We start from the raw sequence: 25,001 nt of genomic DNA, 5'->3' as shown, positions 1-25,001 counted from the left end.
CCGACGTAGTGGCGCGGTTATGGCGGTTATGTCTGAGTGGGCGGTTGGTTTCCACAGGCTGGCTCACCTGCGGCGCGCAGACGAGGCTTCCGATTTCCAACGCTTCTTTGATCTTTCTATATACTGATGGACGAGCCCCTGCATGACAGGAGTGGTGCGTCTTCCTGATGGAGGGCGATCCCTGTTTGTGCGAACCAAATCCCGGGCACCGCGGTCTCGCCACGAGACGCGACATGAAGGTAAGGTCTCTAGCCAAGCATGATCCGTATTCTGCAGCAGGACAATCGCGCTACCAAAGCTATCTTTGCAATCGTTATCGGAGCCGCCATCGTCACGATGGTGATCACGCTGGTCCCCGGTATCTTTACTGATGGACCGACGACCGGAACGGACGACTATGCCACGGTGCGGCGTCCTGGGTTGTGGGGCAAGATCTCGGGCGACAGTGTTTCGATCAAGACGGCGGACGTGCAGCGGCAGGCCGAGCAGCAGATGCAGCAGCAGAACCTGCCGCCGTTCTATCTACAGTTTGTGATGAGCCGCGCTGGGCAGATCCAGGTGGAGCGCGCGGTGCTGCAGCAGCAGGCCGACAAGATGGGACTGCAGGTGTCGGATGACGACCTGAAGAACTTCCTGCGGTCAGGGCCGTACTCGGAGTACATCTTCCCGGGCGGGAAGTTTGTGGGCGAGGACCAGTACATCAACTTCGTTGAGACGTACTTCCGGATGCCGATTGCGGACTTTGAGGCGCAGGTGAAGTCGGACCTTGAGATTCAACGGCTGCAGGCCCTGGTGACGGGTGGCGTGACGGTGAATGACGCCGAGGTGAAGGCCGAGTACCTGAAGACGGGCACGAAGGTGAAGTTCGATTATGCGGTGATCTCTGCGGCGTCTCTGGCGCAGACGATCAACCCGAGCGATGCTGACCTGCAGGCGTTTTTCAAGCAGAATGCGGCGCGCTATGCGACAGCCGTGCCGGAGCAGCGCAAGATCACGTTCTTCAGCTTCGACGCGAACAACCTGCCGAACGGTGGTGTGCAGCCGGTGAGCGATGCCGAGGTGCAGGCGTACTACAACGCGCACCAGGATCAGTACAAGACGCCGGAAGAGGTGAAGACGCGGCACATCCTGATCACGGTGGCCAAGGGCGCGGATGCGAAGACCGATGCGGCGGCGAAAGCCAAGGCAGAGGACATCCTGAAGCAGGTAAAGGCCGGCGGGAACTTTGCCGATCTGGCGAAGAAGAACTCGGACGACCCGGGTTCGAAGGACCAGGGCGGCGAATTGCCGCTCATTCCGACGGCGCAGCTGGACCCGACGTATGCGAAGGCCGCGATGGCGCTGAATCCGGGGCAGACGTCGGATGTGGTGCGGTCGCAGTTTGGATATCACATTATCCAGACGGAGCAGAAGCAGGCGGCGAGCGTGAAGACGCTGGCTGAGGTGAAGCCTTCGATTGTGGAAGCGATCCAGGCTCAGAAGTCGGGCGCGGCGGCGCAGGCATTTGGTGCGCAGCTGGTGGCGCAGGCGAAGAAGGACGGCTTGCAGAAGACGGCTGATGCGCATGGCCTGCATGTGCAGACGACGGATTTTCTGGGCAAGACGGGCGTGATCCCGAGCCTGCCGGACTCGTCGGCGCTGCTGAGCGCGGCGTTTGGTGCGGCGAAGGGCGCGGCGCCGCAGGTCGTGTCGACGGGCGAAGGCTACGCTATCTTCGTGGTGGACGATGTGCAGGCGGCCCATGCGACGAACTTCGCGGACTACAAGCCACATATCCTGGACGACTATCGGCAGGAGAAGACGCCGGAGCTGCTAAACGCACAGCTGATCAAGCTGAGTGACCGCGCGAAGGCGCTGGGCGATCTGCATAAGGCCGCGGCGGAGATGAAGCTGGACGTGAAGTCGAGCGACCTGGTGGGCCGCGATGCGCAGGTGACGGACATCGGGTCGATGGGCGGCGCGGCGAGCGTGGCGTTCAGCCTGCCGAAGGGCGGGATATCAGGACCGATCAACGAGGGCGCGAACGGCGCCGTGTTGCAGCTGACGGATAAGCAGGAGCCGACGGCTGACGACATCACGAAGAACTTTGCGGCGACCAAGGACAAGCTGCTGGACCAGAAGCGGCAGGAGGTGTTCAGCGTGTTTATCGGGTCGCTGATGGACCGCTATGAGAAGGCGAACGCGATTGTGTATGCGAAGAAGCCGCTGACGCCGCTGGGCAGCTAAATTGGAAGCTAGATCATCAGAAGACGGGACGAGCCTAACGATTGAGGCGCGTCCCGTCTTTTTGGGTTCGGAACTGGAAGCTGTGGCCGTTTGGACAAAATGCAGGGGTTTCTCCGCTGCGCATCGCGAAGAAGCCGCGATGCTCCGGTCGAAATGACGAGCGGTACAGAAGGGGTGAATGATGGCGGGTGAACGGGTTTGCGGGATATTGCTGCATGTGACCTCGCTGCCGTCGTATGGCGGCGTGGGTGACTTTGGGCCGGCGGCGTATGAGTTTGTGGACTTCCTGGCGGCGGGCAAGCAGCGTTTGTGGCAGGTGCTGCCGTTGAACCCGACGGGGTATGGGAACTCGCCTTATTCGGCTCTGAGCGCGTTTGCGGGGAACCCGCTGCTGATCAGCGTGGAGCTGCTGGTGCGTGATGGGTGGCTCACGGCGGAGCGCATTGCGGGGTTGCCGGGGAACACGGGGCCGTGCGAGTTTGTGCAGGCTGAGGCGGCGAAGATGCCGCTGATCGAAGAGGCGGCGGGGAACTTTCTCGATCGTGCGGATGAGGCTTCCTGGAAGCGGTTCCAGGTGTTCTGCGAGAAGAATGCGTCGTGGCTGACGGACTATGCGATGTTCGATGTGCTGCGGCGGCGGTTTGAGGGTGCGAGTTGGAATGCGTGGCCCCGCGAGTATGCACTGCGCGATGCGGGCACGCTGGCGGCGCTGCACAGAGACCATGGGCGCGAGCTGGCGATGGTGCAAGCGGTGCAGTTCTTCTTCAACGAGCAGTGGTGCTCGTTGCGCGGGTATTGCAGTGAGCGGGACATTCGCATATTGGGCGATGTGGCGATCTTTGTGAACTACGACAGCGCGGATGTGTGGACGCATCCGGAGCTGTTTGAGCTGGATGAAGAGCGCAGGCCGATCCGGGTGTCGGGCGTGCCGCCGGATTATTTTTCAGCGACAGGGCAGCGGTGGGGGAACCCACTGTACAAGTGGGACCTGATGCAGAACAACCACTTTGACTGGTGGGTGGCGCGGGTGCGGCGGTCGCTGGCGCTGTATGACGTGACGCGGCTGGACCATTTCCGGGGGTTTGAGGCGTACTGGTCGATTCCGGCAGAGGACGAGACGGCGATCCATGGGCAGTGGATCAAGGCTCCGGGACGGCAACTCTTTCAACGGCTGCGGGAGCTGTTTGCGGATGCTTCGGGCAGACTGCCGTTTGTGGCGGAAGACCTGGGTGTGATTACGAAGGAGGTCGACGAACTGCGCAAGGACTTCGACCTGCCCGGGATGCGGGTGATGCAGTTCGGGTTTGCGGACCGTGGCGGGCATATGTATCTGCCGCATGAGTTTGTGCCGAACTGCGTGGTCTATACGGGCACGCATGACAACAATACGACGCTGGGGTGGTGGAAGGACAATGCGTCGGAGGCGGAGAAAGAGAATTTTGAGACGTACCTGTACAAGCTGCCGTATGACGAGGACGTGGTGTGGGCGATGATCAAGGCCGCTGCGTCGTCGGTGGCGGCGACGTGTATTCTGCCGCTGCAGGATGTGCTGCACCTGGGCAGCGAGGCGCGGATGAATACGCCGGCGCTGCCGGACGGCAACTGGAGCTGGCGGTATGCGCCGGAGCAGCTGCATCCGGACCTGTCTGAGAAGCTGGCGGCGGTTATGGCGATGACCGACCGCGATGGGTATGTGCCGCCGGCGACGAACTCGTAAGAGCAGACAGTAGACAGCAGAGAGTAGACAATAGAGAGTAAAGACTAGACCTGCTCGGATGAGCGAATGAAGAAGGAGAAACACGTGCCGCTTTCTGGTGAAGCTATTCGTACGATGAACTATGTGGATGACATTTCTGTGACGCTGCGCCGCATCCTTTCGGTGCTGCCGGTGCTGACGCCGGAGGACCGGGAGCGGATAGCGGAGCATATTCGCCATGCGGACCCGAGCTATGACTCGGTTGTGGCCGCGTTTACGGCGAAGTAGATGAAGATTGCCATCATCGGGGCAGGCAGGCTGGGCCGGGCGTTTGCGCTGCGCTGCGCGGCCGCCGGCTTGGATGTGGTGCTGGAAGATGTGATGCCGGCGAACCTGCGGCGTGCTCAGGATGAGTATGCGGAGCTGGGCGTGGCGGGTTCGTTGCGCGTCGCCTTGACGGTGGAAGATGCCGTGCGCGAGGCCGACGTCGCGGTGGACTTTGTGCCGGATGAGCTGGAGTCGAAGCTGGAGATCTTCAGCCTGCTGGACCGGATGGCTCCGCCGAAGACGGTTCTTTGTACTCCGACGGATGCTTTGAGCATGACGGACCTGGCGAGCTGCACGTATCGCGCGGCGTTATGCGTGGGTGTGCGCGGTGGGCTGGCGGGGGAGGCTGTCGAGTTGGTGCGGAGCCGGTTTGTTGCGGAGGATTCGCTGCGCGTAGTGGCGGGGATGCTTGCGCGGGTGGGGATTGCGGCGACGGTGGTGGAAGACCGGGAAGAGCCGATGCTGGTCAAAAATAGGGAGTAGGGAGTAGGGAGTAGGGAGTAGCAAAAGCAAAGGCAAAAGCCTCCCGCGAAGGGCGCGGAGTTAGCTAAGGTTCGCCACGGTGTTTGTTGGAAGAGCTAGATGCTGTGGGCGGTGCAGTGCATGACGCCGAGGTAGGCTGTCCATGGGCCTACGTCTTCGCGGAGCTGGTGGGCTAGGGTGCGGGAGAGCTGGTGGAGGTGGGTTAGGTCGTGCGCGGCCCAGGTTGCGAGGAGGTTGCCTAGAGTGACCTCGCCGAAGGCTGGGTGGATGGCTGTGCGTTCGAGGGCTGCGGGTTGGAGGTCGCGGGCGCGCAGAGTGGTGAGGTTGCGGCGGCGTAGAAGCGTGAAGATGTCGAGGAGTTCGGGGAGGGATTTGTTGTTGGGGTCTTCGCTGTCGGGGACGCGGGACATGCTGGCGAAGCTGGGTGGTGTTGCTGCGTCGAGGATGAGTTGGATGCGCGGGAGCCAGTTGTGGCGGTCGGTGTGGATGTAGTGCGCGACGATTTGCTTTGGCGTCCAGGTGTCGGGGCCTTCGTTGCGCTGTGTCCAGGTGTCGGGCAGGTTGCGGAGGAGGATGTTGAGGGCGGAGGGGGTGCGCTCGAGGATGGCGGCGATGTCATGGAGTGACTGTGGCATGGGGATAGCGTACCGGGTTCGGGAAGCAGGTTCTTCGCTGCGCTCAGAATGACAGCCAGAAAGGCAACGGCAACGGCAAAGCCTCCCGCAAAGTTCGCGAAGTGAGCCATGTTGCGCCACGGGAGTGGTGGCAGGGTTAGTCGAGGGTGGCGTCGTCGGCTTTGTAGGGTTTCTGCATGCGGGCGCGGGCTTCGTTGATGGCGCCCTGGGTGTTGTCGTTGGTCTGGAGGGCCTGGCGGTACTCGTTGACGGCGCGCTCGCGCTGGCCGGTGATGTCGAAGATCTTGCCGAGGTTGACGTGAGACCAGACTTCGATCCACTTGGGGGCGAGGTCCCCGCGGAGGGCGTCTCGGAAGCTGTTGGCGGCAGCCTGGTAGTTTTTCTGCATCATGAAGACTTCAGCAAGACGGTAGTTGGCGAGGGAGCTGCCGCGGTCGGTGTCGAGTGCCTTCTGGTACTCGGAGATGGCGCCGATGAGGTCGCCCTGGGCGACGTCCTGCTGGCCGCGGAGGACGGCGACGCGGACGGCGAGGTCAGGTGTGGACTTGAGCAGCCAGTTGTCGGGATCGAGGACGATGTGACGCGGGCGGCCGAAGGTTTCGACGGAGTAGCGGCTCTCGGTGCCGGAGAGATCGACGCGGCGGTCTTCGGATTTGCCTTCGGTTTCGATGCGGATTTCTACAGGCATGGAGAAGAGGTCAAGGTCTTGAGAGACGGAGCCGACGGTGCGGAAGCCTTTGTTGTTGCTGAGGCGGAAGACGGAGTAGTTGTCGGTGAAGTCGGGCGCACCGGTGCCGTCGAGCCATTGCGAGAAGAAGCTGGTGAGCTGCAGGCTGGAGTCGGCTTCTGCGACCTTCTGTACCTGCGAGGTGCGGACGCCCCTGTCGGCGTTGGAGCTGAGGAGGTCGCGGAGGAACTTGGTGAAGATTTCGTCGCCCATCTCCCAGCGGAGCATGTGGAAGACCATCGCGCCCTTTTCGAGGGTCATGTCCTGGAACTGGGGCGAGAAGGGATCGAGGCGGCCGAGGGTAGTGAGCGGCTCGGTGTCGTAGGCGAGCGCGCCGGCCTCGGTGTCGGTGATGGCGTTCTGGAAGGCCTGTTTGCCTGAGCCGTCTTCAAGGAACATAAGCTCGGCGTAGCGGGACATGCCGTTGGTGATCCAGGCGTCGTTGAGGGTGTAGGGGCTGATCTCCGAGCCGAACCACTGGTGGGCGACGGTGTTGGCGATGAGGCGGGCGCTGGCGCGGCTGGGCTTGATGGCGACGACCTCGGGCGCCCAGAAGGCGGAGACGGAGTCCTCGGGCAGCTCTACGACGCTGAGGAGGCCGGACTCGGCGTTGCCGAACTGCACGGTCATGAACTCGAAGGCGCGCGCTGTGTTGACGGCCATGTTGCGGGCGGCGTCCTTGTTGTCGTCGGTGACGTAGACGCGGATGTTGTTGATGCCGGGCGCGGTGATGGCCGGGAGGAACTTGCCGGCGACGAGGGTGCCGGGGAAGCCGGGTTTGGTCCAGTCGAAGTCGAACTCTTCGCTGTCGCCGAGTGTTTTGTGGCCGGTGAGGTTGGAGCCTACGACGGTTTCGCCCTTGGGGACGGTGACGCTGATCTGCGCGGTGAAGCGGTCGGTGAAGAGGCCGGGCATTGCGATGGGGAACCAGCGGCCGGGATAGAGCAGGATGCTGACGGGGTCGGCGATCTGGGCGAATTTGATGCCATCGACGGGACTGGTGTCGACGGTGGGCTTGCCGGCGTAGGTGAAGGTCCAGGTGGTGACGGTGCCCTTGTTGATGATATTGGCGGGGGTGACGCGGACGGTGGAGTCGGTGACGTTGCGCTCGTACTGGAGCGTGTTGCCGGAGCCGATGGGAGCGGCTGCCGGAGCGGGCGCGGGCTGGGCGTGGTGCTCGCCGCGCAGGACTGGGCCGGCGTGGGCGGGTGCGAGTGTCGGGGCTGCGGAGGGGACGCCGCCGTCGACGATGCTGGTGAGCGCGAGGCCGTTGTTGAGGCCGAAGACGACGACGTTGAGATCGTCAAGCGCGGTGAAGGTGACGCTGGCCGTGGCGGTCATGCGGCCGGTGGCGGGGTCGAGGTCGGTGTGGATGGTGTAGCCGGTGACGTCGATCTGTGCGCGCACGGGGATGGCCGCGTGCGCCGATGTGGCGAGTGCGATGAGGCCCAGCAGGGCCAGAGCGGCGAAACGCTTGAACATGGGTGAGACCTCGGTGGAGCGCCCGGCGGTTAACGGGCACATTCCTGCAACTGCATAGACGTGTATTTTACGGCTTTGGGAGTACGGCGGATTTTGTGGGGGCTTGCGGGGGATTAGGGCTGCGGCTTTGTTGGCATCCTGCGAAAAATACAGGGGTCTCTCCGCTACGGCCTGCGGCCTCCGGTCGAGATGACGTGCTCATTGGAGGGGTAGGAGGCTGAGGACGGTTTCGACGACGTGGGCGATGGGATGGCCGTCGGAGTGGAGGCGCTGGCGGACTTCGGCGAGGGCTGTGAGCTGGGTGTCGCGTTCGGGTGTGTCGGACAGTAGGGGAGTGAGGACTGTGGCTACATTTTCGGCGGTGAAGCGCGATTGCAGGAGCTCGGGGACGATGCGGCGACCTGCGATGAGGTTGACCATGCCGACGGGGACGTTGCCGTCCGCGTCGAAGGGCGCTGGGAGCTCAGGTGGGTACTGGACGAGCTTTTTGGCGAGCGCGAAGGTGAGCGCGGAGACTCGGTAGACGACGACGAAGGGGTTGCCGACGATGGCGGCGAGCACAGTGGCCGTGCCGCTGGCGACGACGGAGGCGCGGGCGTGGTGGAGGGCCTCGCGGGCGTCGGGGACCAGGGTGATGCGGGGACGGGTGTTGGGGGTGAACTCGGTAGGGCCGAAGTAGCGGAGATGTTGTGCGTCGAGCTCGGCGAGGTAGGTGTTGAGCGCGGCAGGTGAGATGGTGCTGGCAATGGGCAGGAGGAACTCGTAGCGGGTGTAGGCGGCGGGGTCGCGGGGCGCGGTGGTGGTGTCGCCGTCGAAGGTGGTGTAGGCGGCGGAGGCGGAGAAGAGATCGCTGACGGCGAGCTCATGCAGCGTGGGCAGGTTGGCGCGGATCTCCTTCCAACGGCTGCCGGGGAGGAACGCGATCCAGGTGCGGTTGGGGTCGAGGTTGTGCTGCTCGGCGTAGGCTTCGCGGGAGACAGCGGGTGGCTCGGCGGAGGCGGCGAGTGGGTGGCCTACGAACTGAGCGTCGACGCCTCGGTTGCGGTAGAAGGGCTCCTCGAAGGGGAAGATGACGAGCATGCGCGAGACGCGCTGCTGCACCCAGCGCAGGCGGCGGCGCTTCCAGGCCCAAAGCTGTGGGCTGACGAACCAGACGACGGGGACGCCTGTCGCGTGCAGGTGTTTGGCGAGGCGGAAGTTGACGTCGGGGAAGTCGATGAGGATGGCGACGTTGGGGCGGTCGCGCTGGATGGAGCCGACGAGTTTGCGGTACTGGCGATAGATGAAGGGTGCGTGCTGCAGGACCTCGGTGATGCCCATGTGCGCGACGTCTTCGGCGCGGACGATACGATGCTGGCCGGCGGACTCCATCTGCGTGCCGCCGAGGCCGCTGAAGACGGCTTGCGGAAGCTGCTGGCGGAGCGCGGTGATGATGGCTGCGCCGTAGGCGTCGCCTGAGGCCTCGCCTGCGGAGAGAAAGATGCGCGGATTGGAGTGCGTGGCGATGGCTTCTACTCAGTTCGTCGGTTCTGCTTTAAGTGTAGCCGGTTGGCGTTAGGATGTTGGCATGGCGAACAAGGCGAAGCGGTTCAAGGCAACGCTGGAGCACGGCCACGAAGGGCTGGGGTGGACGGTGGCGCGGCTGCCGTTCGATCCACATGCGCAGTGGAAGGAGATGGTGCGGCTGCGCGTGCGTGGCGATGTGAATGGTGTTGAGTTTCGGACGTCGCTGTTTCCTGTGCTGGGAGAGAGTGGGAGGTATCTGCTGCTGGTGAACAACCGTGTGCAGCGCGCGGCGGGGATCGCAGTGGGTAGCACGGCGGAGTTTGTGCTGGATGCGGACCTGGAGCCCCGGCCGGCGGAACCGCCGGACGAGTTGGCGGCTCTGCTGGATGACGAGGACGGTCTGCGTGAGTACTACGACAGCTTGAGCGAGAGCATGCGGCGCGAAATCGGGAAGTGGATTGTGGGCGTCAAGAGTGAGATCTCGCAGCGCAAACGATGTGAGCAGATGGCGGAGCGGCTGCTCGCGGGGATGGAGGGTGAGCGCGAGCTGCCACCGTTGATTGCGGCGGCGTTTCGGCGGCGGCCCAAGGCGAAGGCGGGTTGGGCGAAGATGACGCTGACGCAGAGACGGCAGCATTTGCTGGGGGTGTTCTACTACCAGACTGTGGATGCTCGCGCGCGGCGGGTGGAGAAGCTTTGCGACGAAGCCGAGAAAAAGGCCTGAGCTACTTGGTGAAGAAGAGCTTGGCGGCGACGATGAGGAGCAGGGTTGCGAAGCCGCGGCGCAGTACAACGGCGGGAAGATGCTGCGCCCATGATCCGCCGAACCATCCGCCGATGCAGAAGCCTGCTGCGACGAGCGCGGCAAGCCTGATGTCGACCTGTCCGTCGCGGTAGTACGGGATGACGGCGAAGATGCCGACAGGGAGCAACAGAATGGCGAGCGAGGTGCCCTGCGCCTTGAGCTGCGACTGGCCGAAGGCGTACATGAGGGCGGGAATCAGCAGGATGCCGCCGCCGATGCCGATGATGCCGGAGAGGATTCCAGCGGCGACGCCGAGGGTGAGGCCGCCGAAGACGTACAGTGGGTTCATGCTTAAGACCTCACAGGCGCTGCTGCGCTGGGGGTGGGACGGTTCCAGGGCAGACGACCGAGTAATGAGGCCATCATACAGATGTCGTGGACGCTGGCGGATTGATTGGGCAGCCCGCAATCTTGCAATACTGTGATGAAGCTTTGCGGCTAAGGATGTGGCGATGAAGATCGAGCGGTTCGAGGTGCCGGGGCTGGCACAGTATGCGTATATGGTCTCCGATGGTGGGGAGGCGGTGGTGGTTGATCCGATGCGCGATGTGGAGCGCTATGTGAAGTATGCGCAGAGCGAGGGTGTGCGCATCAAGGCGATTGTGGAGACACATATCCATGCGGACTTTGCTGCGGGTTCGTGTGAACTGGCGGCGATCACGGGCGCGGAGCTGGCGCTCAGCGCCTATGACGAAGGCGAGCACTTTGTGTATGCGATGCCGCACCGCAAACTGCGTGATGGTGATTCAGTGCGGGTTGGCAACGCGGAGTTGAAGGCGCTGCATACGCCGGGGCACACGCCGGAGCATCTTTCCTATCTGTTGTATGAAGAGGGAAGCGAGACGCCGGTGGCGATGTTCAGCGGAGATTTTTTGTTTGTGGGATCGCTGGGACGACCGGACCTGCTGGGTGAGGATGCGAAGGTGGAGCTGGCGCACTCGTTGTATCGCAGCGTGCAGCAGATGCGGGCGTTGCCGGATGCGCTGAAGGCGTATCCGGGGCATGGCGCAGGGTCGCTGTGTGGTGCGGGCATGCGCGATGCGACGGAGACGGCGCTGGGCGCGGAGCGGGCGATGAACCCGTTCTTTCATCTGGGCGAAGAGGCCTTTGTTGCGGAGATACTTGCGACGGTGCCGGAGCTGCCTGCGTACTATCCGCGGATGAAGGCGCTGAATGCGAAGGGTGCGGTTGCCCTGGAGTTGGTGCGGGGTGCTAAGGCGCTGCCTGTTGAGCGTGTGGCGGAGTTGGTGCGTGCAGGGAGCGTGACGCTACTGGATGTGCGCAGCGTGGAGGCGTTCAGTGTGGCGCATGTTCCGGGCGCACTGCATATCGCTGCGGGGCCGAGTTTTTCGATGTGGGCAGGATGGCTTGTGGATGTGGAGAAGCCGATTGTGCTTGTAACGGATGGCGGGGATGACGCGGCGATTCGTGTGGTGCTGGCGCGGGTGGGACTCGATGAGGTGATGGGGCATCTTGATGGCGGTGTTGCGGGATGGGCCGCGAGCGGGATGCCTGTAGCGGTGACGCCACGCAGGAGTGCGGAGGATGTGGAGCGGAGTGCGGAGATGCTTGTGCTGGATGTGCGCAACGATCAGGAGCGCGGGCATGGAAGCATTCCGGGCTCGGTGCATGTGATACTCGGTGATCTGCCGGGAGCGCTGGCTAGCCTGCCGCGTGATCGCGAGGTGGTGACTGTGTGTGAGAGCGGGCTGAGGGCGAGTATCGCCGCGAGCCTGCTGGAGCGTGCGGGGATTGATCGCGTCAGCACGTTGGCGGGCGGGATGGCTGCGTGGGAGCGTGCGGAGCTGGTTGTGGTGCGGTGATTAGGCGGTGAGCGGGGTGCCGAGGGCTGCGTCGGGTAGTTCCTGATCTTTGTATTGGAGCTGGTAGAGCTTGAAGTAGAGACCTCGCATGGTGAGCAGCTGCTGGTGCGTGCCCTGCTCGCGGAGCTTGCCTTTGTGCATGACGAGGATGGTGTCGGCGCGCTGGATGGTGGAGAGGCGGTGCGCGATGAGTACACTGGTGCGGCCGGTGATGAGGCGCTCGATGGCGAGACGTACGCGGAACTCGGTTTCGGTGTCGACGGAGCTGGTGGCTTCGTCGAGGATAAGGATGCCGGGGCGGTGTGCGAGGGCGCGCGCGAAGCTGATGAGCTGCTTCTGGCCGGTGGAGAGTGTTGAGCCGCGTTCGAGCACAGGCTCGTTGAACTGAGCGGGGAGCGTGCGGATGAAGTCGGCGACGTTGACCTCGTCGGCTGCGTTGGCGACGTCGTCGTCGGTGATCCAGCTGGAGCCGAGGCGGATATTTGCAGCGATGGTGCCGCTGAAGAGGAACGGGTCCTGGAGGACGACTCCGAAACGACATCGAAGGGCCTTGAGGTCCTGGTCGCGGACGTCGACGCCGTCGATGAGTACTTGGCCGGCCTGCACATCGTAGAAGCGCATCATGAGCGCGGTGATGGTGGTTTTGCCGGCGCCGGTGTGGCCGACGATGGCGGCAGTCTGGTTGGGCTCGATGGTGAAGCTGACGCCGCGGAGGATCCATTCGATGTTGGCGAGGAGTCCCTCCGGGGCTAAAGCCCCATTTGTAGAAAAGCCTAATTCAGTGGCCTGAAGGCCACTGCTCCCTCCGCTACTGCTCCCTCCGTTTGTGTTGAGGGATGCGAGGGCGGCTTGCTGATCGTCCGTCAGGCGCTGGTAGGTGAACCAGACGTTGCGGAACTCGATGCGACCGGAGGCGTCACCGAGGATTGGGTGCGCGGGAGACTGGATGTCGGGTTCGGTGTCGAGGAGCTTGAAGATGCGCTCGGCTGCGGCCATGGCGGCTTGCAGGATGTTGAACTTGTCGCTGAGGTCCTGGATGGGGCGGAAGAAGCGCTGCGCGTACTGGATGAACGCGATCAGGATGCCGAGAGTGACTGTGCCGAAGAAGCTGGAGTGCACGATGCCGTTGACGATGTAGCTGTGACCGGTGAGCCAGTGGAACTCGCTGCTCTGCAGCGCGGCGCGGCCGCCGATCCAGAGGATCATGGCGATGGCGATGGAGCTGATGAGCTCGACGACCGGATAGTAGAGGGCATAGGCGAAGATGGCGTCGGTCCAGGCTTTTTTGTTCTCGTCGTTGATGGCGGAGAAGTCGTCGAAGGCGCGGCGCTCGCGGTTGAAGAGCTGGACGACGCTCATGCCGGAGACGTACTCCTGCGTGAAGGCGTTGATTTTGGCTGTGGCGGCGCGCTGGCGGCGGTAGCTCTGGCGGACGTGCTTGCGGAAGAGCGAGGTGGCGTAGAGGATGCCGGGGATGGCGCAGAGGGTGAGCAGCGCCAGCGGCCAGCTCATGGTGAGCATGATGATGACGATGAAGCTGAGCGCGAAGACATCCTCAAAGATGGCGAGCACGCCGGAGGTGAACATTTCGTTGAGCGCGTCGACGTCCGACGTGACGCGGGTGACGAGGCGGCCGACGGGGGTGCGGTCGAAGAAGCCGACGGACATGCGCTGGATGTGGCGGAAGATCTGGCTGCGGAGATCGAACATGATCTTCTGGCCGGTCCACTGCATGAGGTAGGTCTGGACGAACTCGAGCGCGAAGGTGAGCAGGAGCGCGCCGAGATAGAGCATGGCGAGCTCGGTGACGCCGGTGAGCGGCACAGGCGAGAGGTGGTGCGAGAGCCAGCCGTGCTTGCCGTGCGTGGGGTCGAAGTAGGTGTCAACGGCGACTTTGACGAAGTAGGGGCCGGAGATGTCGCTGGCGGCCTTGATGACGATGCAGATGCCGGAGATGGCGGTCTGCAGCTTGTAGGGGCCGAGGTAGCGGACGAGGCGGCTCATCAGCCGGCGGTCGTAGACCTTGCCGACGACGTCGTCATCGACGCGTTTGGCGGCTTGTTTCTGTTTGTCCTTCTCGTCGGCCATTGTCTCTATTCTACGGGGTGGGTTTTGGTTGGGCGGAAAGGGGTTGCAGTGCGTGAAAGAATGGAGCTGTGGCCGCGGTTCCCAATTCGATGCTCGGAGTGTACGTTTCGGTTCCGTTTTGCCGGGCGAAGTGCAGCTTTTGCAACTTTGCGTCGGGAGTGGGGACGGGAGCGGCTATGGAGCAGTACGTTGAGCAGCTTTGTGCAGAGATCGATGCGGCTGCGGTGACGGCGGAGCGGCTGGGGACAGAGCTACCGCGGCGTGTGGATAGCGTGTATTTCGGTGGCGGGACCCCGAGTCTTTTGGAGCCCGAGCAGTTGCGACGGGTGTTTGACGCTCTGCGGCGGCGGTTCGAGATCGAAGATAGCGCGGAGATTACGCTGGAGGCGGCGCCGGGGCAGATTGGCGACCGAGTTCTAGCAGAGGCGCAGCGGCTGGGCGTAAACCGCGTGAGCCTGGGGGTGCAGAGCTTTGTGGATCGCGAGTCGGCGAGCGTGGGGCGGCTGCATACGGAGCGCGAGTGCGTGGCGGAGATTGTGCGACTGCGGGCTGCGGGGTTGGCGGAAGTGGGGGCGGACCTGATTGCTGGGCTGCCGTATCAGACGGAGGCAAGCTGGGTGCACTCGCTGGAGGTGGCGACGGGTGTGGGGTTGACGCACCTGAGCGTGTACATGCTGGAGATCGATGAGGACTCGCGTCTGGGACAGGAGGTGCTTGCGGGGGGCAAGCGGTTCCATGCGCATGGTGTGCCAGAAGAAGAGATGGCTGCGGAGCTGTATGAGCAGGCTTGCGAGTGGCTGCCGAAGGCAGGGTTTGCGCAGTATGAGATTTCGAACTTTGCGGCTGCGGAACACAGGTCGAAACATAATGTGAAGTACTGGCAGCGGGTGCCGTATATCGGGTTTGGGCTGGATGCGCACTCGATGCTTCCTGCGGCGAGTGGTGCGATGCGGTTTGCGAATCCTGATGAACTGGCGCGGTATGCGGGCGCGGAGAGTGAGCGAGAGGCTACGCCGGTTGGTCTGCACGAGGCGTTTGAGGAGACGATCTTTCTTGGGCTGCGGATGAGCGAGGGTGTTCCGATTGCCGGGCTGCGTGAAGCGTTTCCACGGGAGCTTGTGGCATCGTGTGAAGAGGCCGCACGTGGGCTGGTGGCTGAAGGGCTGATGACGGATGACGACGGCCACTGGCGGCTGACGCTGCGTGGACGGCTAGTGTCGAATGATGTGTTTGGACGCTTGCTGGAAGGCATTGCCGCGTAGAGTGAACAGAAAACGCCAAGACGCGAAGGACGCCAAGAGGCGCCAAGAAAGGCAAAACAGTGATGATTGACTTGCGCAGCGATACAGTGACGAAGCCGACGGCGGCGATGCGGGCGGCGATGGCGTCGGCTGAGGTTGGGGATGATGTGTATGGCGAGGACCCGACCGTCAACAGGCTGGAACAACGCGCGGCGGAGATCTTTGGCAAAGAGGCTGCGATCTTTGTGCCGACGGGGTCGATGGGGAACACGATCGCGTCGCGGCTGCATACGGAGCATGGGCAGGAGGTGATCTGCGAGGCGCAGGCGCACATTCTGGACTGGGAGATGGCGATGGTGTCGGCGTTCTCGGGCTGCGCGCCGCGCACGGTGGCGGGCGAGCGAGGCGTGCTGACGTGGCAGAAGATCAAGCCGCTGATTTCGCCGAAGATTTATTACCGCGCGCAGACCGGGCTGATCTGGCTGGAGAACACGCACAACATCGCGGGCGGCATTGTGACGCCGCTGCCGGTGCTGGAGGAGATCTGGGCCGGCGCGAAGGAGGCTGGGCTGCCAGTGCATCTGGATGGGGCGCGGGTGTTCAATGCAGCGTCGGCGCTGAGCTTGCCGGTGGCGGAGCTGACGCGCGGGTTTGATACGGTGATGTTCTGCTTGTCCAAAGGGTTGGGCGCGCCTGTGGGGTCGATGTTGGTGGGCGCGAAGAAGCATATTGACCGCGCGCGGGTGTTTCGCAAGGCGTTGGGCGGCGGCATGCGGCAGGCTGGTGTGCTGGCTGCTGCCGGGCTGATTGCGCTCGAGGAGATGCCGTGGCGGTTGCATGAGGACCATGCGAACGCTCGGCTGCTGGCCGAGGCTGTGGCGCAGTGCGATGAGGCCGAGATTGATTTGGGCATGGTGCAGACCAACATCGTGATCTTCAAGCTGAAGGGCGGGGATGCCAGCGAGCTGGTGGCGGCGCTGAAGCGTGAGGGCGTGCTGGCCAGCGCCATCGGGCCGCAGACTGTGCGGCTGGTGACGCACTTCGATGTAAGCAGTGAGGACTGCGAGCGGGCTGCCGAGGTGCTGACGCAGGCGCTGCGGGCTGTAGTCGTCTGATGCGGCCTTTTGCTGCCTAGAGGTAACGTACCAAAAAGCATACCCCCAGGGCTGGGGTCTGCAATTCTCTGCAGGTATGTGGGTTAGCGGGTATGACGAAAGATTGAATCCCAGTGGATAAGTCTTGCCGCGAGGGGAAAGTAGAGACCCAGCTGGATAGGGCGGTTGCCATCGGGGAGTTGGCTGCGAATATGAGCGTAGGCTTCGAGTTGCGCGCTGTAGCGGTTGCGTTGGAGGGCGTCGAAGGCGGCGTCGGTGAGTGAGCCCTGGTCGGTGGTCTTGAAGTCGACGATCCAGATGGTGTTGTCGCTGGTGGAGAGCGGCTCGGGTCCGGCGAGGAAGGTGCGGTCGACACGGAGGCCTGTGGCACCGGCAACGGTAAGGGCGCCTTCGCTGGCGGCCTGTGGATGCGGCGAGAGCAGCCATAGGCCGGTGGGGTCGGCTAGGGTGCGGGTGAGGGCTTCGAGCGCGCGAGCGGCCTGCTGAGTGGCGTCGCGCGGGGGAAGGCCTTCGCTGCGCAGGCTGGCTTCGAGGCGCGGGAGCCAGTTGGTGAGCTCGGAGGCGAGGGTAATGGAAGCGGTGTGGGTGAGACGATCGGCGAGCAACTGCAGATAGCGGTGGACGACGTTGCCGAAGGCGCGGACGCCGAAGGAGCCCTCGGGCCGGTCGAAGGTACGGGCCTGTGGAAGCGTGGTGGCGGCGGGGTAGTCGAGGCGATGGGTTGCGGCTTCGCGGAAGCGGGCGGCGGGGTCGAAGGTGAGCGGCAGACGGCTGAGGTACTGCGTTGTGGCTGCAGTGTCTTGCTCGACCGAGGCTGCGAGGGCGAGACCAGATGCAGGTCTCTCCGCTACGTCCGCAAAAACCGCGGACTCTGGTCGAGATGACACTTCAGTGTCAGGGGTGACGGAGGCGAGACCGTTGAGCTGTGCGGCGAAGTGCGGCTCGGCGGCGGGCCAGCAGGCCTTGAGCAGGCTCGTGTGGTGCGCTGAGGCGAGGTTGCCGGATGAGGTAGTTCCGACGGCGGCGAAGAGATGCAGCTCCTCCTGTGCGCGGGTGGAGGCGACGTAGAAGAGGCGCTTGCGTTCAGCGAGCTCGCGCTGGCTGCGGAGCTGGTTGAGCCAGGTGCTGAGCCTGTCGGCGGAGGTGCCTTTGCTGGCGATCGGCGCAAGGATGACGGCAGCTTCGTCATGCGGAGCGGGCAGATCGAACTCAAGCCAGTTGAGCAGCGGCGTGCGCGTGTTGCCGCTGCCGCGCTCGAGGCCGGGGACGAGGACCATGTCCCATTCGAGGCCCTTAGCCTTGTGGATGGTGAGGAGTTCGATCTGTGCGTCTCCTGCCAGCGGCTCCGCGTAGAGCTCGCGCAGACGTGCGGTAAGGACGTCGAGATCGACGCGGCCGCCTTCGGCCTCGAGCTCGTGGAGCAGGGCGAGGTAGCGCAGGACGTTGCGCTGCGACTCTGCGCTGAGGATGCGGTCGCCGCCGAGGGAGCGCCAGGTGCGCTCGACGTGGAGGGCGAGCGAGGTCTGGCCGAGGGTGTCGATAGCGGCTTGGAGGACGGTCCAGGCGCGAGCTAGAAGGCGTTGACCGGTGGTGGAGAGGCGGTCTCCATGAGCGGCTACGAGCGACGCGACAGTGCTGTCGTCGTGGACACTGTCGCCGGTGAGTGTGAGGAGGTCGGCACGGTCGAGGCCACACCACGGCGCGCGCAGCACGGCGAGCCATGCGATGCGGTCGGCGGGGTGCAGCAGCGCGCGGGTGAGCGCGAGCGTGTCGAGGACCTCCGGGCGGTCTTCGAGCGAGTCAAGGTTGATGGCCTTGAAGGGAAGCGGCCCGTTGCCGCGATCGGTCTTGAGCTCGGCGACGACGGCCTGCAGGTGTCGGCGGCCGTGGCCGAGGACGGCGATGCGCCAGGGCTTCGCGCGGCCTTCAGGTAATGGCCGTGAGAGGCGCTGCTCGATGAGGTGGCGAATGCTGTGGGCCTCATGTTCTGCGTGCGTGCTGTCGTCTGCGGCAAGTAGTTCTGTGTGCCAGACGACAGCGGGTTCGATCGTGCGCGGGCGGCTGGCGGTGGCGGCGACGAAGGGGACGTCCATGGCCTCCGTCATCGGAGCGCCGGGCGGGAGAAAGAGGCGTGAGAAGGCGTCGTTGAAGGCGCCGGGGCCTTCAACGAGTGCGGCCTGCGAGCGGAAGTTGGCGGTGAGACGAAGCGGCGTGAGGGCGATCTCGCCGAGGTGCTTCGTGGCCATGGTGCGGAGGAAGCGCTCGACGCTGGCGGCGCGGAAGAGGTAGATGGACTGCTTGGGGTCGCCGACGAGGAAGAGGGTTTGCGTGGCGCCGTCCCAGGAGCGGGTGAGCAGTTCGACGAGTTCGTACTGACCGGCGGAGGTGTCCTGCATCTCGTCGATGAGGAGATGGCGCAGGCGGCCGCCGGCGGAGAGCGCGAGATCGGAGGCCGTGGAGTCTGAGCGGAGCACTTGGCGCGCGGCGAGGGCTAGCTCGGTGAAGTCGCACTCGCCGCGCGAGGCGAAGAGCAGCTTGAGCTCGGCGAGTGCGCGGCGAAGGACGAGGAAGAGGGCCTTGGCGATGCGCCACTGGTCGTCGGGGTATGTCGGCGGTGGGAGCGTGAGGACGTTTTCGAGCGCCGCGCGCAGCGGCTCCGACTGCATGGCGGCGATGTGCTGCTTGAGATCGTCAAGCGCGGGCTTGGGCGGCTTGAAGCCGAGAGAGTTGATGGCGAGGCTCTTGCGCCAGCCGCCATCGCTCTCCTTGAGCACGAGACGGATGAGGGTGCGCCAGTGATCGAGGTCGTCCACGATAGGCGCGGGTGGATGCGGCTTGTTCACGCAGGCTGCGACGGGCGAAGGAGCGTCGTTGTAGCCGGGGAGCGTGGCGAATTGGCGCGCGAAGTTGGCGAGGTAGGCAAGCTCGCCGGCGGGCAGCGCTGCTTCGGCGCGCTGCAGGCCTGCGTTGACGATGGCTTGCAGGCTGCGCTCAAGACGTGGGCGGACTTCGGTGTCGAGTTCGGTGTTAGTGAGCGAGCGTGAGAGCGGGACGAGTTCGCCCCACTGCTCGCGTTTTGAGAGCATCTCCGCGATGAGCGTCTCGCAGTCGTTGAGGTTGCCGTCGCGATGGAGGAGGACGATGCGCAGCGCGTCGTTCAGTGCGGTGTCCGTGCCGCCGAGCTCAAGCAGCGTGTGGCGTGCGGCAAGGCGGTGGAGGGAACGCGCGTCTTCCAAGGGGCTGCGTGGGCCACCGCCACCGGCGAGGATGGGCAGCGCGTTGGCGATCTGCATGCCGACGGCGTCGAAGGTCTGGATGTTGAGGCGGGTGGGCTGCTCAAGGAGCTGCCAGTTGCGCTGCTGGCTACGTTCGAGGACGGCGAGGGCGAACTCGCGTGTGTTGCGCGCGAAGGTAGGTGCATCGGCAGCGAGCGGTATGGCGGCTTGAGCTGCGGCGAGTTGTTGCAGGACGCGCTCGCGGAGCTCGCCCGTGGCCTTGCGCGTGAAGGTGACGGCGAGGACCTCTTCCGGCGCGTCGACACTGTCGTCAGCGAGCAGCTTGAGGAAGCGCTGCACCAGCAGGCCGGTTTTGCCGGAGCCTGCGGGAGCTTCGACGATGCAGGAGGCGCGGATGTCGAGCGCCTGTTCGCGGGCGGCATCGTCAGAGAGCGGGGGTGATTGTGTGCCGGGGAAGAGGACGACGTTACTCATCGTTGTCCTCCGCGGCGTCGCCGATGTCGGCCAGATGCAGCTCGCCGACACGACAGAGGAGCTGCAGAGAGCAGTGCTCGCAGGTCTTTGGATAGTCCTTGGGAGCCACGTCGGCCTCGCCGCTGGCGAAGGCATGTGCGAGGCGGTCGAGCTCGTCGTGCCACTCGCTGATGCGCTGCGGCAGGTCGGTGACCTTGTGGCCGGGGAGGTGCCCTGCCTCGGCCTGCAGGCCGTGCCAGCGCATGTTTTCGCCCGCGATGATCTTGGCGAAGGCGATGCCCTTGACGCGCTGCGGTGCCTCTTCGCCGAAGAGCAGCGTGTAGAGCGGAAGCTGTGGCTCTTCGGGGCGTGGCGGGTCCCACTGCTTTGGGTTGGCGCTGCCGCCGGTCTTGTAGTCGACAAGGATGTTCGCGAAGCAGGCGTTGCCGCCCTCGTCGACGCTTGCGATCTGGTCGAGGCGGTCGAGGCGGACTTCGAGCTCGAGCGGGCCGACTGTGATCCGCTCTTTGCGTTCTACGTCGAGCACGGTAAAGGGCGCGCGTTGCAGCTCCTGCTGCAGCCACTGCGTCATTACGGAGAGCAGCCGTTCACGGATGACGGAGAGATAGGCTGCGTCCCACTGCGCTTCCGGTGTCGAGCTGATGTCGCGAAGGGCGCTGTCGATGCAGCGTTCGAGCTGTGCACGGCGCTCGGCTTCGCTCATCGCGGTGAGCGAAGCGTGTGTCTTTTTCTCGTCGCCGAGTGGCGCCCAGAGAAACTGCAGCACGCGGTGAACGAGGTTGCCGCTGTCGCGGGCGTCGAAGCCGATGTCGGGGCTCTCGGGTTCGGCTGTGCCGAGGCGCAGCTCGGCGAAGGCGCGGAAGCCGCAGGCGGCCTGCAGTTGGAGGACGCGTGCGCCGCCGTGGATCTCGGACGATGGCAATGGTGGCAGAGGCGCGTCGTCGGCGACGGATTCGCAGGGGACGGTAGCTGCTAGAGGTGCTGCGAGCGGCGGTTCAGGTGCCGGTGTCAGGCCAGCGTCTGCGAGCAGCGGCGAGGGCCGCAGAGCGCCGTTCTCATCCTCGTATGCATAGGTGAAGAGAGCGGTGGGCGTGCTCTGCAGCAGGTTGGCGAGGAATGTTCGAGCGCGGCTGGTGGTGTCGACCGAGTCTGTTCCGGGCATGTGGAGCTGGCTCTGCAATGCGAGTGCGAGCAGCGGATGTGGGCGCTCGGGTGCGGGCAGGTTCTGGTCGGTGGCGTGGAGGTAGAGTACCGCGTCGAAGAGGCCGGCTTCGGCCTGCTCCGGGCGCATGATCTGCACGGCGGCGTGCGTGGCTGGCGGTTGAAAGCTGGTGGCCTGCAGTTGGCGTTCGAGAGCGGCGAGCGCGTTGGAGAAGGTGGTGCGCTGGCCGGAGAAGTCGAGCGTGGCGATGCTGTCGAGCGCACTGTCCCAGGAGCGGGTGGCTTCGAACTCGGTGGCGTTGAGCGGGCGCGTCTGCGACGACGGCCAACCTGTGGCCTGTACAAGGTTGCGGGCGAACTCCATCCAGGCGGCGTAGGTGCGTGGGCGTGCGATGTCTCCTGCGCGCTGGAGCTCGATGGCGAGCTGGCGAGGCCATGTGAGTGGCGCGTCGTGCTTGTCGAGCAGACGGAGGAAGGCGTCGAGCGATAGCTCGGGACGGAGGCGGCGCTCCTTGCGTCGCAGCAGGTGGTCAAGTTGCGCGGCGTGTTCGCGTTCGACGCCGGGGTTGAGGTAGGGCGAGAGCAGAAGGGCGCTGATGCGCGACTGCGGTAGCGGGTTGAGCGCCCAGCGAACGAGGTCGAGCGCGTCGGCGATGAGGGCTATGGAGGCGAGCGGCTCTCCGCTGGAGAACTCCCATGGCGTCGAGGAGAGGTCGGTGCCGATAGCGTCGAGTTCTGGGGCGAGCGTCTCGCGCAGGATGGTTTCGAAGGCCGTGCGTTCGGCTTCGAGGCCGGGGATGAGGACGGCGATGCGCTGTGGGCTGTCGGTAGATTCGAGTGCGTGACGCAGCCAGTTGGCCGCGCTGGTTAGCTCATCGTGCGGTGTAGCGCAGACCAGCGATTGATGACTGATGACAGGGCTGGCGGCGACTGCCTGCAGCCGGATGATCTCTGTGCCGCGTTTGGCGAGTGTGTCGACGAATTGTTGCTGCGAGGGCGTTAGGCTGGGGAAGGCGACCATGCGCAGCATGGGCGGCGCGGCGAGCGCAGCGGTGTGCGTGAGCGCGGAGTCGAGGGCTGCTGCGGGCAGGCAACGGTCGCGCTGGCAGCGGGTGTTGAAGGCCTCAGCCCAGCGGGCGAAGATGCGTGTGTCGTCGCTGGTGGCCGTGCCGCGGAGGCGTGTGGTGGCGTTCCATGCGGTGGCGAGCGCGTAGGCTGAGCTGGCGAGATCAGCAAGGGAGTCGAGCGAGCTGAGAGCGTCGGGTGGCGGGTCGCCGGCGATGATCTCGCGCCACAGAGTATGCTCCTGTGCGGCGTTGAGGAGAAGCCGGGTTTCTGCGCCGCTGAGGATCAACTCGGCATGGAGGCTGCTGGTCCACTGCTGCCAGCTGATGGCGCGTGCGGGCTGCCAGGCGGCGAGACCGCGGGTGCGCTGGCGTGCGTCATAGGCGGCGCGGAGTTCGCGGGCAGCGTGCGCGTTGAGCAGCAGGAGTAGCTCGCCGGCTTCGAGCAGGTCAAGCAGGGCATCGCGCGTGGCGGTAAGTTCCATTCGTTCTGACTGTAATACCCGGAGCGGGGAGGCGAGGTTGTGGAGATTTAGCGAATAGCCGGCTGCAGCTCGGCGGGCTGGTCATCAAGGGCAGGGGCGGCTTCGACGACGGGCGCCATGGGGAGCAGGCTGAGCAGCAACAGCAGCAGCGCCAGCGCGCCGGGAACGACCATCGCCATGCGCAGCGAGCCGGAGTGGGTGGAGATGTAGCCCATCATCCACGGGAAGATCGCAGCGCCGAGACCCGAGACGGCGAGCACGGTGCCTGCCTGGTGCGAGTTGGGGCGGCGGCGGATAAGGATGGCGAAGGTGGAGGGAAGAACGGTGCGAGGCCGAGGCCGAGCAGGACACAGTAGACACTCAGCATGATGTTGTTGCTGGTGGTGGCGACGCCGAGGATAAGCAGCGCCGAAAGCGTGAGGCCGACGCGCTGGACTGCCGTCTCGGAAAACGCACGCATGGCCCCGGAGCCGAGCACACGGCCAGCGGTGAGAGCCGTCCAGAAGAGGACGACAGCGGATTGCCCTTCGAGCAGATGAATGCCGCCGATGCGAAGGCTGTAGGTGGTGAGCCATGCCGAGATGCAGGTCTCAAGGCCGCCATAGAGGAAGAGCATTGAGCAGAAGTGCAGATAGATGAGGCGGGGCAGAGGCAGCGACGGCGCGGCAGCAGGTATCACTACGCCCACCGGCAGTTTTGGGCCTTCGCGGTGCGTGCTGAAGAGGATGCCTGCGAGCGCTGTGAGCAGGAACAGGCCGCCGAAGGAGAGCATGGGGCCGTGCAGTCCAAAGCGCGGCAGCAGTAATGCAGCGAGGAAGCCGCAGAGGACTGCACCCAGGCTCCAGAAGAAGTTCAGCGTGGAGAGTGCTGCGCCGGTGTGCGTGGTGTAGCGGCGGCCGATGAGGATGTTAGTGGCCGTGATGCCGAGGCCGACGCCGTAGCCGCTGACGAAGAGGCCGACGATGCCGAAGGCCATGCCGTGGCCCATCGCAAACACGGCGAAGCCAATGCCTGCGAGGAGGTAGCCGCCGAGGACGCCGAACCGCACCAGGCGATGCACGGACATACCGCCGAGAAACGCGCCAACGAACTTTGCGGTGATGAGCAGGCCACTCTGCTGGTCGGTAATGTGCCACTGCGAGGCGAGCAGCGGAAGCACAGGGCCAAGGAAGGCGGTTCCAAGGCCGGTGAGCAGCATACCGACGCCGAGCAGAACGATGGCCGGGCCGAAGGTGTTGTGGTCGATGGGGCGTGTTGGTGTCGTGCCGCTGGCCATAGGTGCATCCGATATTGTTGGAGCGATGGCTCTTCGCGGAACGCGTTGCGAAGTAGTTCGCTACGGCCAGCGCACTGCCTACAGTGGCAGCCTGCTTGTGCAGCCAGGTCTGCTCCTTCGAAGCGCTCAACAATACGGGGTTGATGCTACCACGCAGCTCTATGGTGCGTCGCCGTCTGCGAGGCGGCGAGGACTATCATGAAAGAGAGCGAAGAATTCGAGACAAGGAGACAGCGGTGCATACTCGCAGTTGGCTTTTCGCAGTGGTGATGGTTGCCGGTCTTGCAGCGATGGTGGGCTGCCACAGCAAGCCGTCCGGGAGCGCTTCGGCTACAGCGACGAAGCAGTATCCGGTGCGTGGCACGGTGATGGGCGTGGACACCAAGGGCAATGATGTCAGCTTCACTAACGAAGACATTCCTGGCTTTATGACGCCGATGACGATGAACTACGCCGTCACCGATCCCGCTGCGTTGAGCGAGTTGCATCCGGGCGACAAGATCGCCGCAACGCTGCTGGTGGATGAGGACGCTGCCGGCGCGGAGAACCTGCGGCTGAAGGACATCGTCGTCGTCGGCGAGGCCAACATCAACATCAAGCCGACGGTGCAGTACCACCTGCCCGCAGCGGGCGATGAGGTGCCGAGCTTCAAGCTGCTGAACCAGTCGGGCCGCGCGATCGACTTGAAGCAGTATCGCGGCAAGGTGGTAGCGCTGACCTTCATCTACACGCGCTGCCCGCTGGCCGACTACTGTCCGCGTATGAGCCATAACTTCGCGCAGATCGACAAGGCGCTGGCAGCGGACCCTGCGCTGTATGCCAAGACGCATCTGCTGAGCGTGAGCTTCGATCCGACTTATGACACGCCCAAGGTGCTCAAGAGCTACGGCGAGGCCTACACGGGCCGCTATGTGAAGGAGACGTTTCAGCACTGGGAGTTCGCTGTGCCCCCCGCTGCGGAACTGCCGAAGGTGGAGCAGTGGTTCGATGTGGGCGTGACCCCGGGGGAGAACGGAACGCTGCAGCACTCGCTTTCGACCGTCGTCATCGGCAGAGACGGCAAGGTGGTGGCCTTCTGGCCTACGAATGATTGGAGTCCGGCTGAAGTTTTGGCGAAGATCAAGGCTGCTGCGGCGTAAATGCTGCCATTC

At 64.4% G+C, this 25,001-nt stretch carries 18 protein-coding genes; 9 read left to right on the top strand and 9 right to left on the bottom strand.

Going from position 1 to position 25,001, the window contains the following annotated elements; all coding sequences use genetic code 11:
- The first annotated feature begins 258 nt into the window (after window positions 1–258).
- From GOB94_RS03490 to GOB94_RS03475, 4 genes are all read left to right on the top strand, one after another.
- Window positions 259–2,226, top strand: a complete 1,968-nt coding sequence (locus tag GOB94_RS03490; RefSeq protein ID WP_182277525.1) for a peptidyl-prolyl cis-trans isomerase — start codon at window positions 259–261, stop codon at window positions 2,224–2,226.
- 178 nt (window positions 2,227–2,404) lie between these two features.
- The gene (gene malQ, locus GOB94_RS03485) at window positions 2,405–3,943 is read left to right on the top strand and encodes a 4-alpha-glucanotransferase (protein WP_346265643.1); all 1,539 of its coding nucleotides are present in this window, start codon (window positions 2,405–2,407) and stop codon (window positions 3,941–3,943) included.
- A gap of 84 nt (window positions 3,944–4,027) precedes the next feature.
- Window positions 4,028–4,210, top strand: a complete 183-nt coding sequence (locus tag GOB94_RS03480) for a hypothetical protein (protein ID WP_182277524.1) — start codon at window positions 4,028–4,030, stop codon at window positions 4,208–4,210.
- A complete protein-coding gene (locus GOB94_RS03475; protein WP_182277523.1) occupies window positions 4,211–4,732 on the top strand; it encodes a 3-hydroxyacyl-CoA dehydrogenase NAD-binding domain-containing protein in 522 nt (173 codons plus the stop codon). It abuts the gene before it with no gap.
- A gap of 95 nt (window positions 4,733–4,827) precedes the next feature.
- Here the strand turns inward: GOB94_RS03475 and GOB94_RS03470 are convergent, their stop codons facing one another.
- The 3 genes from GOB94_RS03470 to GOB94_RS03460 all read right to left on the bottom strand — a co-directional run bounded on the left by GOB94_RS03470 (window position 4,828) and on the right by GOB94_RS03460 (window position 9,058).
- Complete coding sequence (locus tag GOB94_RS03470) at window positions 4,828–5,367, bottom strand: DinB family protein (protein ID WP_182277522.1); 540 nt, start codon at window positions 5,365–5,367, stop codon at window positions 4,828–4,830.
- A gap of 136 nt (window positions 5,368–5,503) precedes the next feature.
- Entirely contained in the window at window positions 5,504–7,576 is a 2,073-nt protein-coding gene (locus GOB94_RS03465) for a M1 family aminopeptidase (RefSeq protein WP_182277521.1), read from the bottom strand.
- A gap of 198 nt (window positions 7,577–7,774) precedes the next feature.
- Complete coding sequence (locus GOB94_RS03460; RefSeq protein WP_255484381.1) at window positions 7,775–9,058, bottom strand: lipid-A-disaccharide synthase; 1,284 nt, start codon at window positions 9,056–9,058, stop codon at window positions 7,775–7,777.
- An 85-nt stretch (window positions 9,059–9,143) separates the two neighbouring features.
- Here GOB94_RS03460 and GOB94_RS03455 point away from each other — a divergent pair, with 85 nt between their 5' ends.
- On the top strand, window positions 9,144–9,806 hold the full coding sequence (locus tag GOB94_RS03455) for a YdeI/OmpD-associated family protein (RefSeq protein WP_182277520.1): 663 nt from the start codon (window positions 9,144–9,146) through the stop codon (window positions 9,804–9,806).
- Between the two features lies 1 nt (window position 9,807).
- Here the strand turns inward: GOB94_RS03455 and GOB94_RS03450 are convergent, their stop codons facing one another.
- Window positions 9,808–10,176 carry a sulfite exporter TauE/SafE family protein gene (locus GOB94_RS03450; protein WP_182277519.1) on the bottom strand — a complete coding sequence of 123 codons (369 nt, stop codon included), beginning with the start codon at window positions 10,174–10,176 and terminating at the stop codon, window positions 9,808–9,810.
- Window positions 10,177–10,339: 163 nt separating this feature from the next.
- On the opposite strand from GOB94_RS03450, the gene GOB94_RS03445 reads away from it, so the two are divergent.
- Complete coding sequence (locus GOB94_RS03445) at window positions 10,340–11,710, top strand: MBL fold metallo-hydrolase (RefSeq protein WP_182277518.1); 1,371 nt, start codon at window positions 10,340–10,342, stop codon at window positions 11,708–11,710.
- Here GOB94_RS03445 and GOB94_RS03440 read toward each other — a convergent pair whose 3' ends face one another.
- Window positions 11,711–13,798, bottom strand: a complete 2,088-nt coding sequence (locus GOB94_RS03440) for an ABC transporter ATP-binding protein (RefSeq protein WP_182277517.1) — start codon at window positions 13,796–13,798, stop codon at window positions 11,711–11,713.
- Window positions 13,799–13,887: 89 nt separating this feature from the next.
- Between GOB94_RS03440 and hemW the strand changes: the two genes are divergently transcribed.
- Window positions 13,888–15,060: a radical SAM family heme chaperone HemW gene (gene hemW, locus GOB94_RS03435; protein ID WP_182277516.1), complete on the top strand. Its 1,173-nt coding sequence runs from the start codon at window positions 13,888–13,890 to the stop codon at window positions 15,058–15,060.
- A gap of 62 nt (window positions 15,061–15,122) precedes the next feature.
- Complete coding sequence (locus tag GOB94_RS03430) at window positions 15,123–16,154, top strand: GntG family PLP-dependent aldolase (RefSeq protein WP_182277515.1); 1,032 nt, start codon at window positions 15,123–15,125, stop codon at window positions 16,152–16,154.
- Between the two features lie 83 nt (window positions 16,155–16,237).
- On the opposite strand, the gene GOB94_RS03425 is transcribed toward GOB94_RS03430, so the two are convergent.
- Genes GOB94_RS03425 through GOB94_RS03410 form a run of 4 tightly spaced genes read right to left on the bottom strand, consistent with a single transcriptional unit; the run spans window position 16,238 to window position 23,850 of the window.
- Window positions 16,238–19,864, bottom strand: coding sequence for a UvrD-helicase domain-containing protein (locus GOB94_RS03425; RefSeq protein ID WP_182277514.1), 3,627 nt, complete (start codon window positions 19,862–19,864; stop codon window positions 16,238–16,240).
- Window positions 19,857–22,574, bottom strand: a complete 2,718-nt coding sequence (locus GOB94_RS03420; protein WP_182277513.1) for a PD-(D/E)XK nuclease family protein — start codon at window positions 22,572–22,574, stop codon at window positions 19,857–19,859. Before GOB94_RS03420 ends, GOB94_RS03425 begins: the two co-directional genes overlap by 8 nt.
- Window positions 22,575–22,621: 47 nt before the next feature.
- Window positions 22,622–22,834: a hypothetical protein gene (locus GOB94_RS03415; RefSeq protein ID WP_220464988.1), complete on the bottom strand. Its 213-nt coding sequence runs from the start codon at window positions 22,832–22,834 to the stop codon at window positions 22,622–22,624.
- On the bottom strand, window positions 22,789–23,850 hold the full coding sequence (locus GOB94_RS03410) for an MFS transporter (protein WP_182277511.1): 1,062 nt from the start codon (window positions 23,848–23,850) through the stop codon (window positions 22,789–22,791). The genes GOB94_RS03415 and GOB94_RS03410 overlap by 46 nt, the downstream gene beginning before the upstream one ends.
- A 236-nt stretch (window positions 23,851–24,086) precedes the next feature.
- On the opposite strand from GOB94_RS03410, the gene GOB94_RS03405 reads away from it, so the two are divergent.
- Window positions 24,087–24,989: an SCO family protein gene (locus GOB94_RS03405; RefSeq protein ID WP_255484197.1), complete on the top strand. Its 903-nt coding sequence runs from the start codon at window positions 24,087–24,089 to the stop codon at window positions 24,987–24,989.
- The last annotated feature ends 12 nt before the right edge of the window (window positions 24,990–25,001 follow it).

The organism is Granulicella sp. 5B5 (assembly GCF_014083945.1).
In the GTDB taxonomy this organism is placed as follows: Bacteria; Acidobacteriota; Terriglobia; order Terriglobales; family Acidobacteriaceae; genus Granulicella.
Note: the sequence above shows the minus strand (reverse complement) of the source record. Positions and strands in the feature narration are given on the sequence as shown.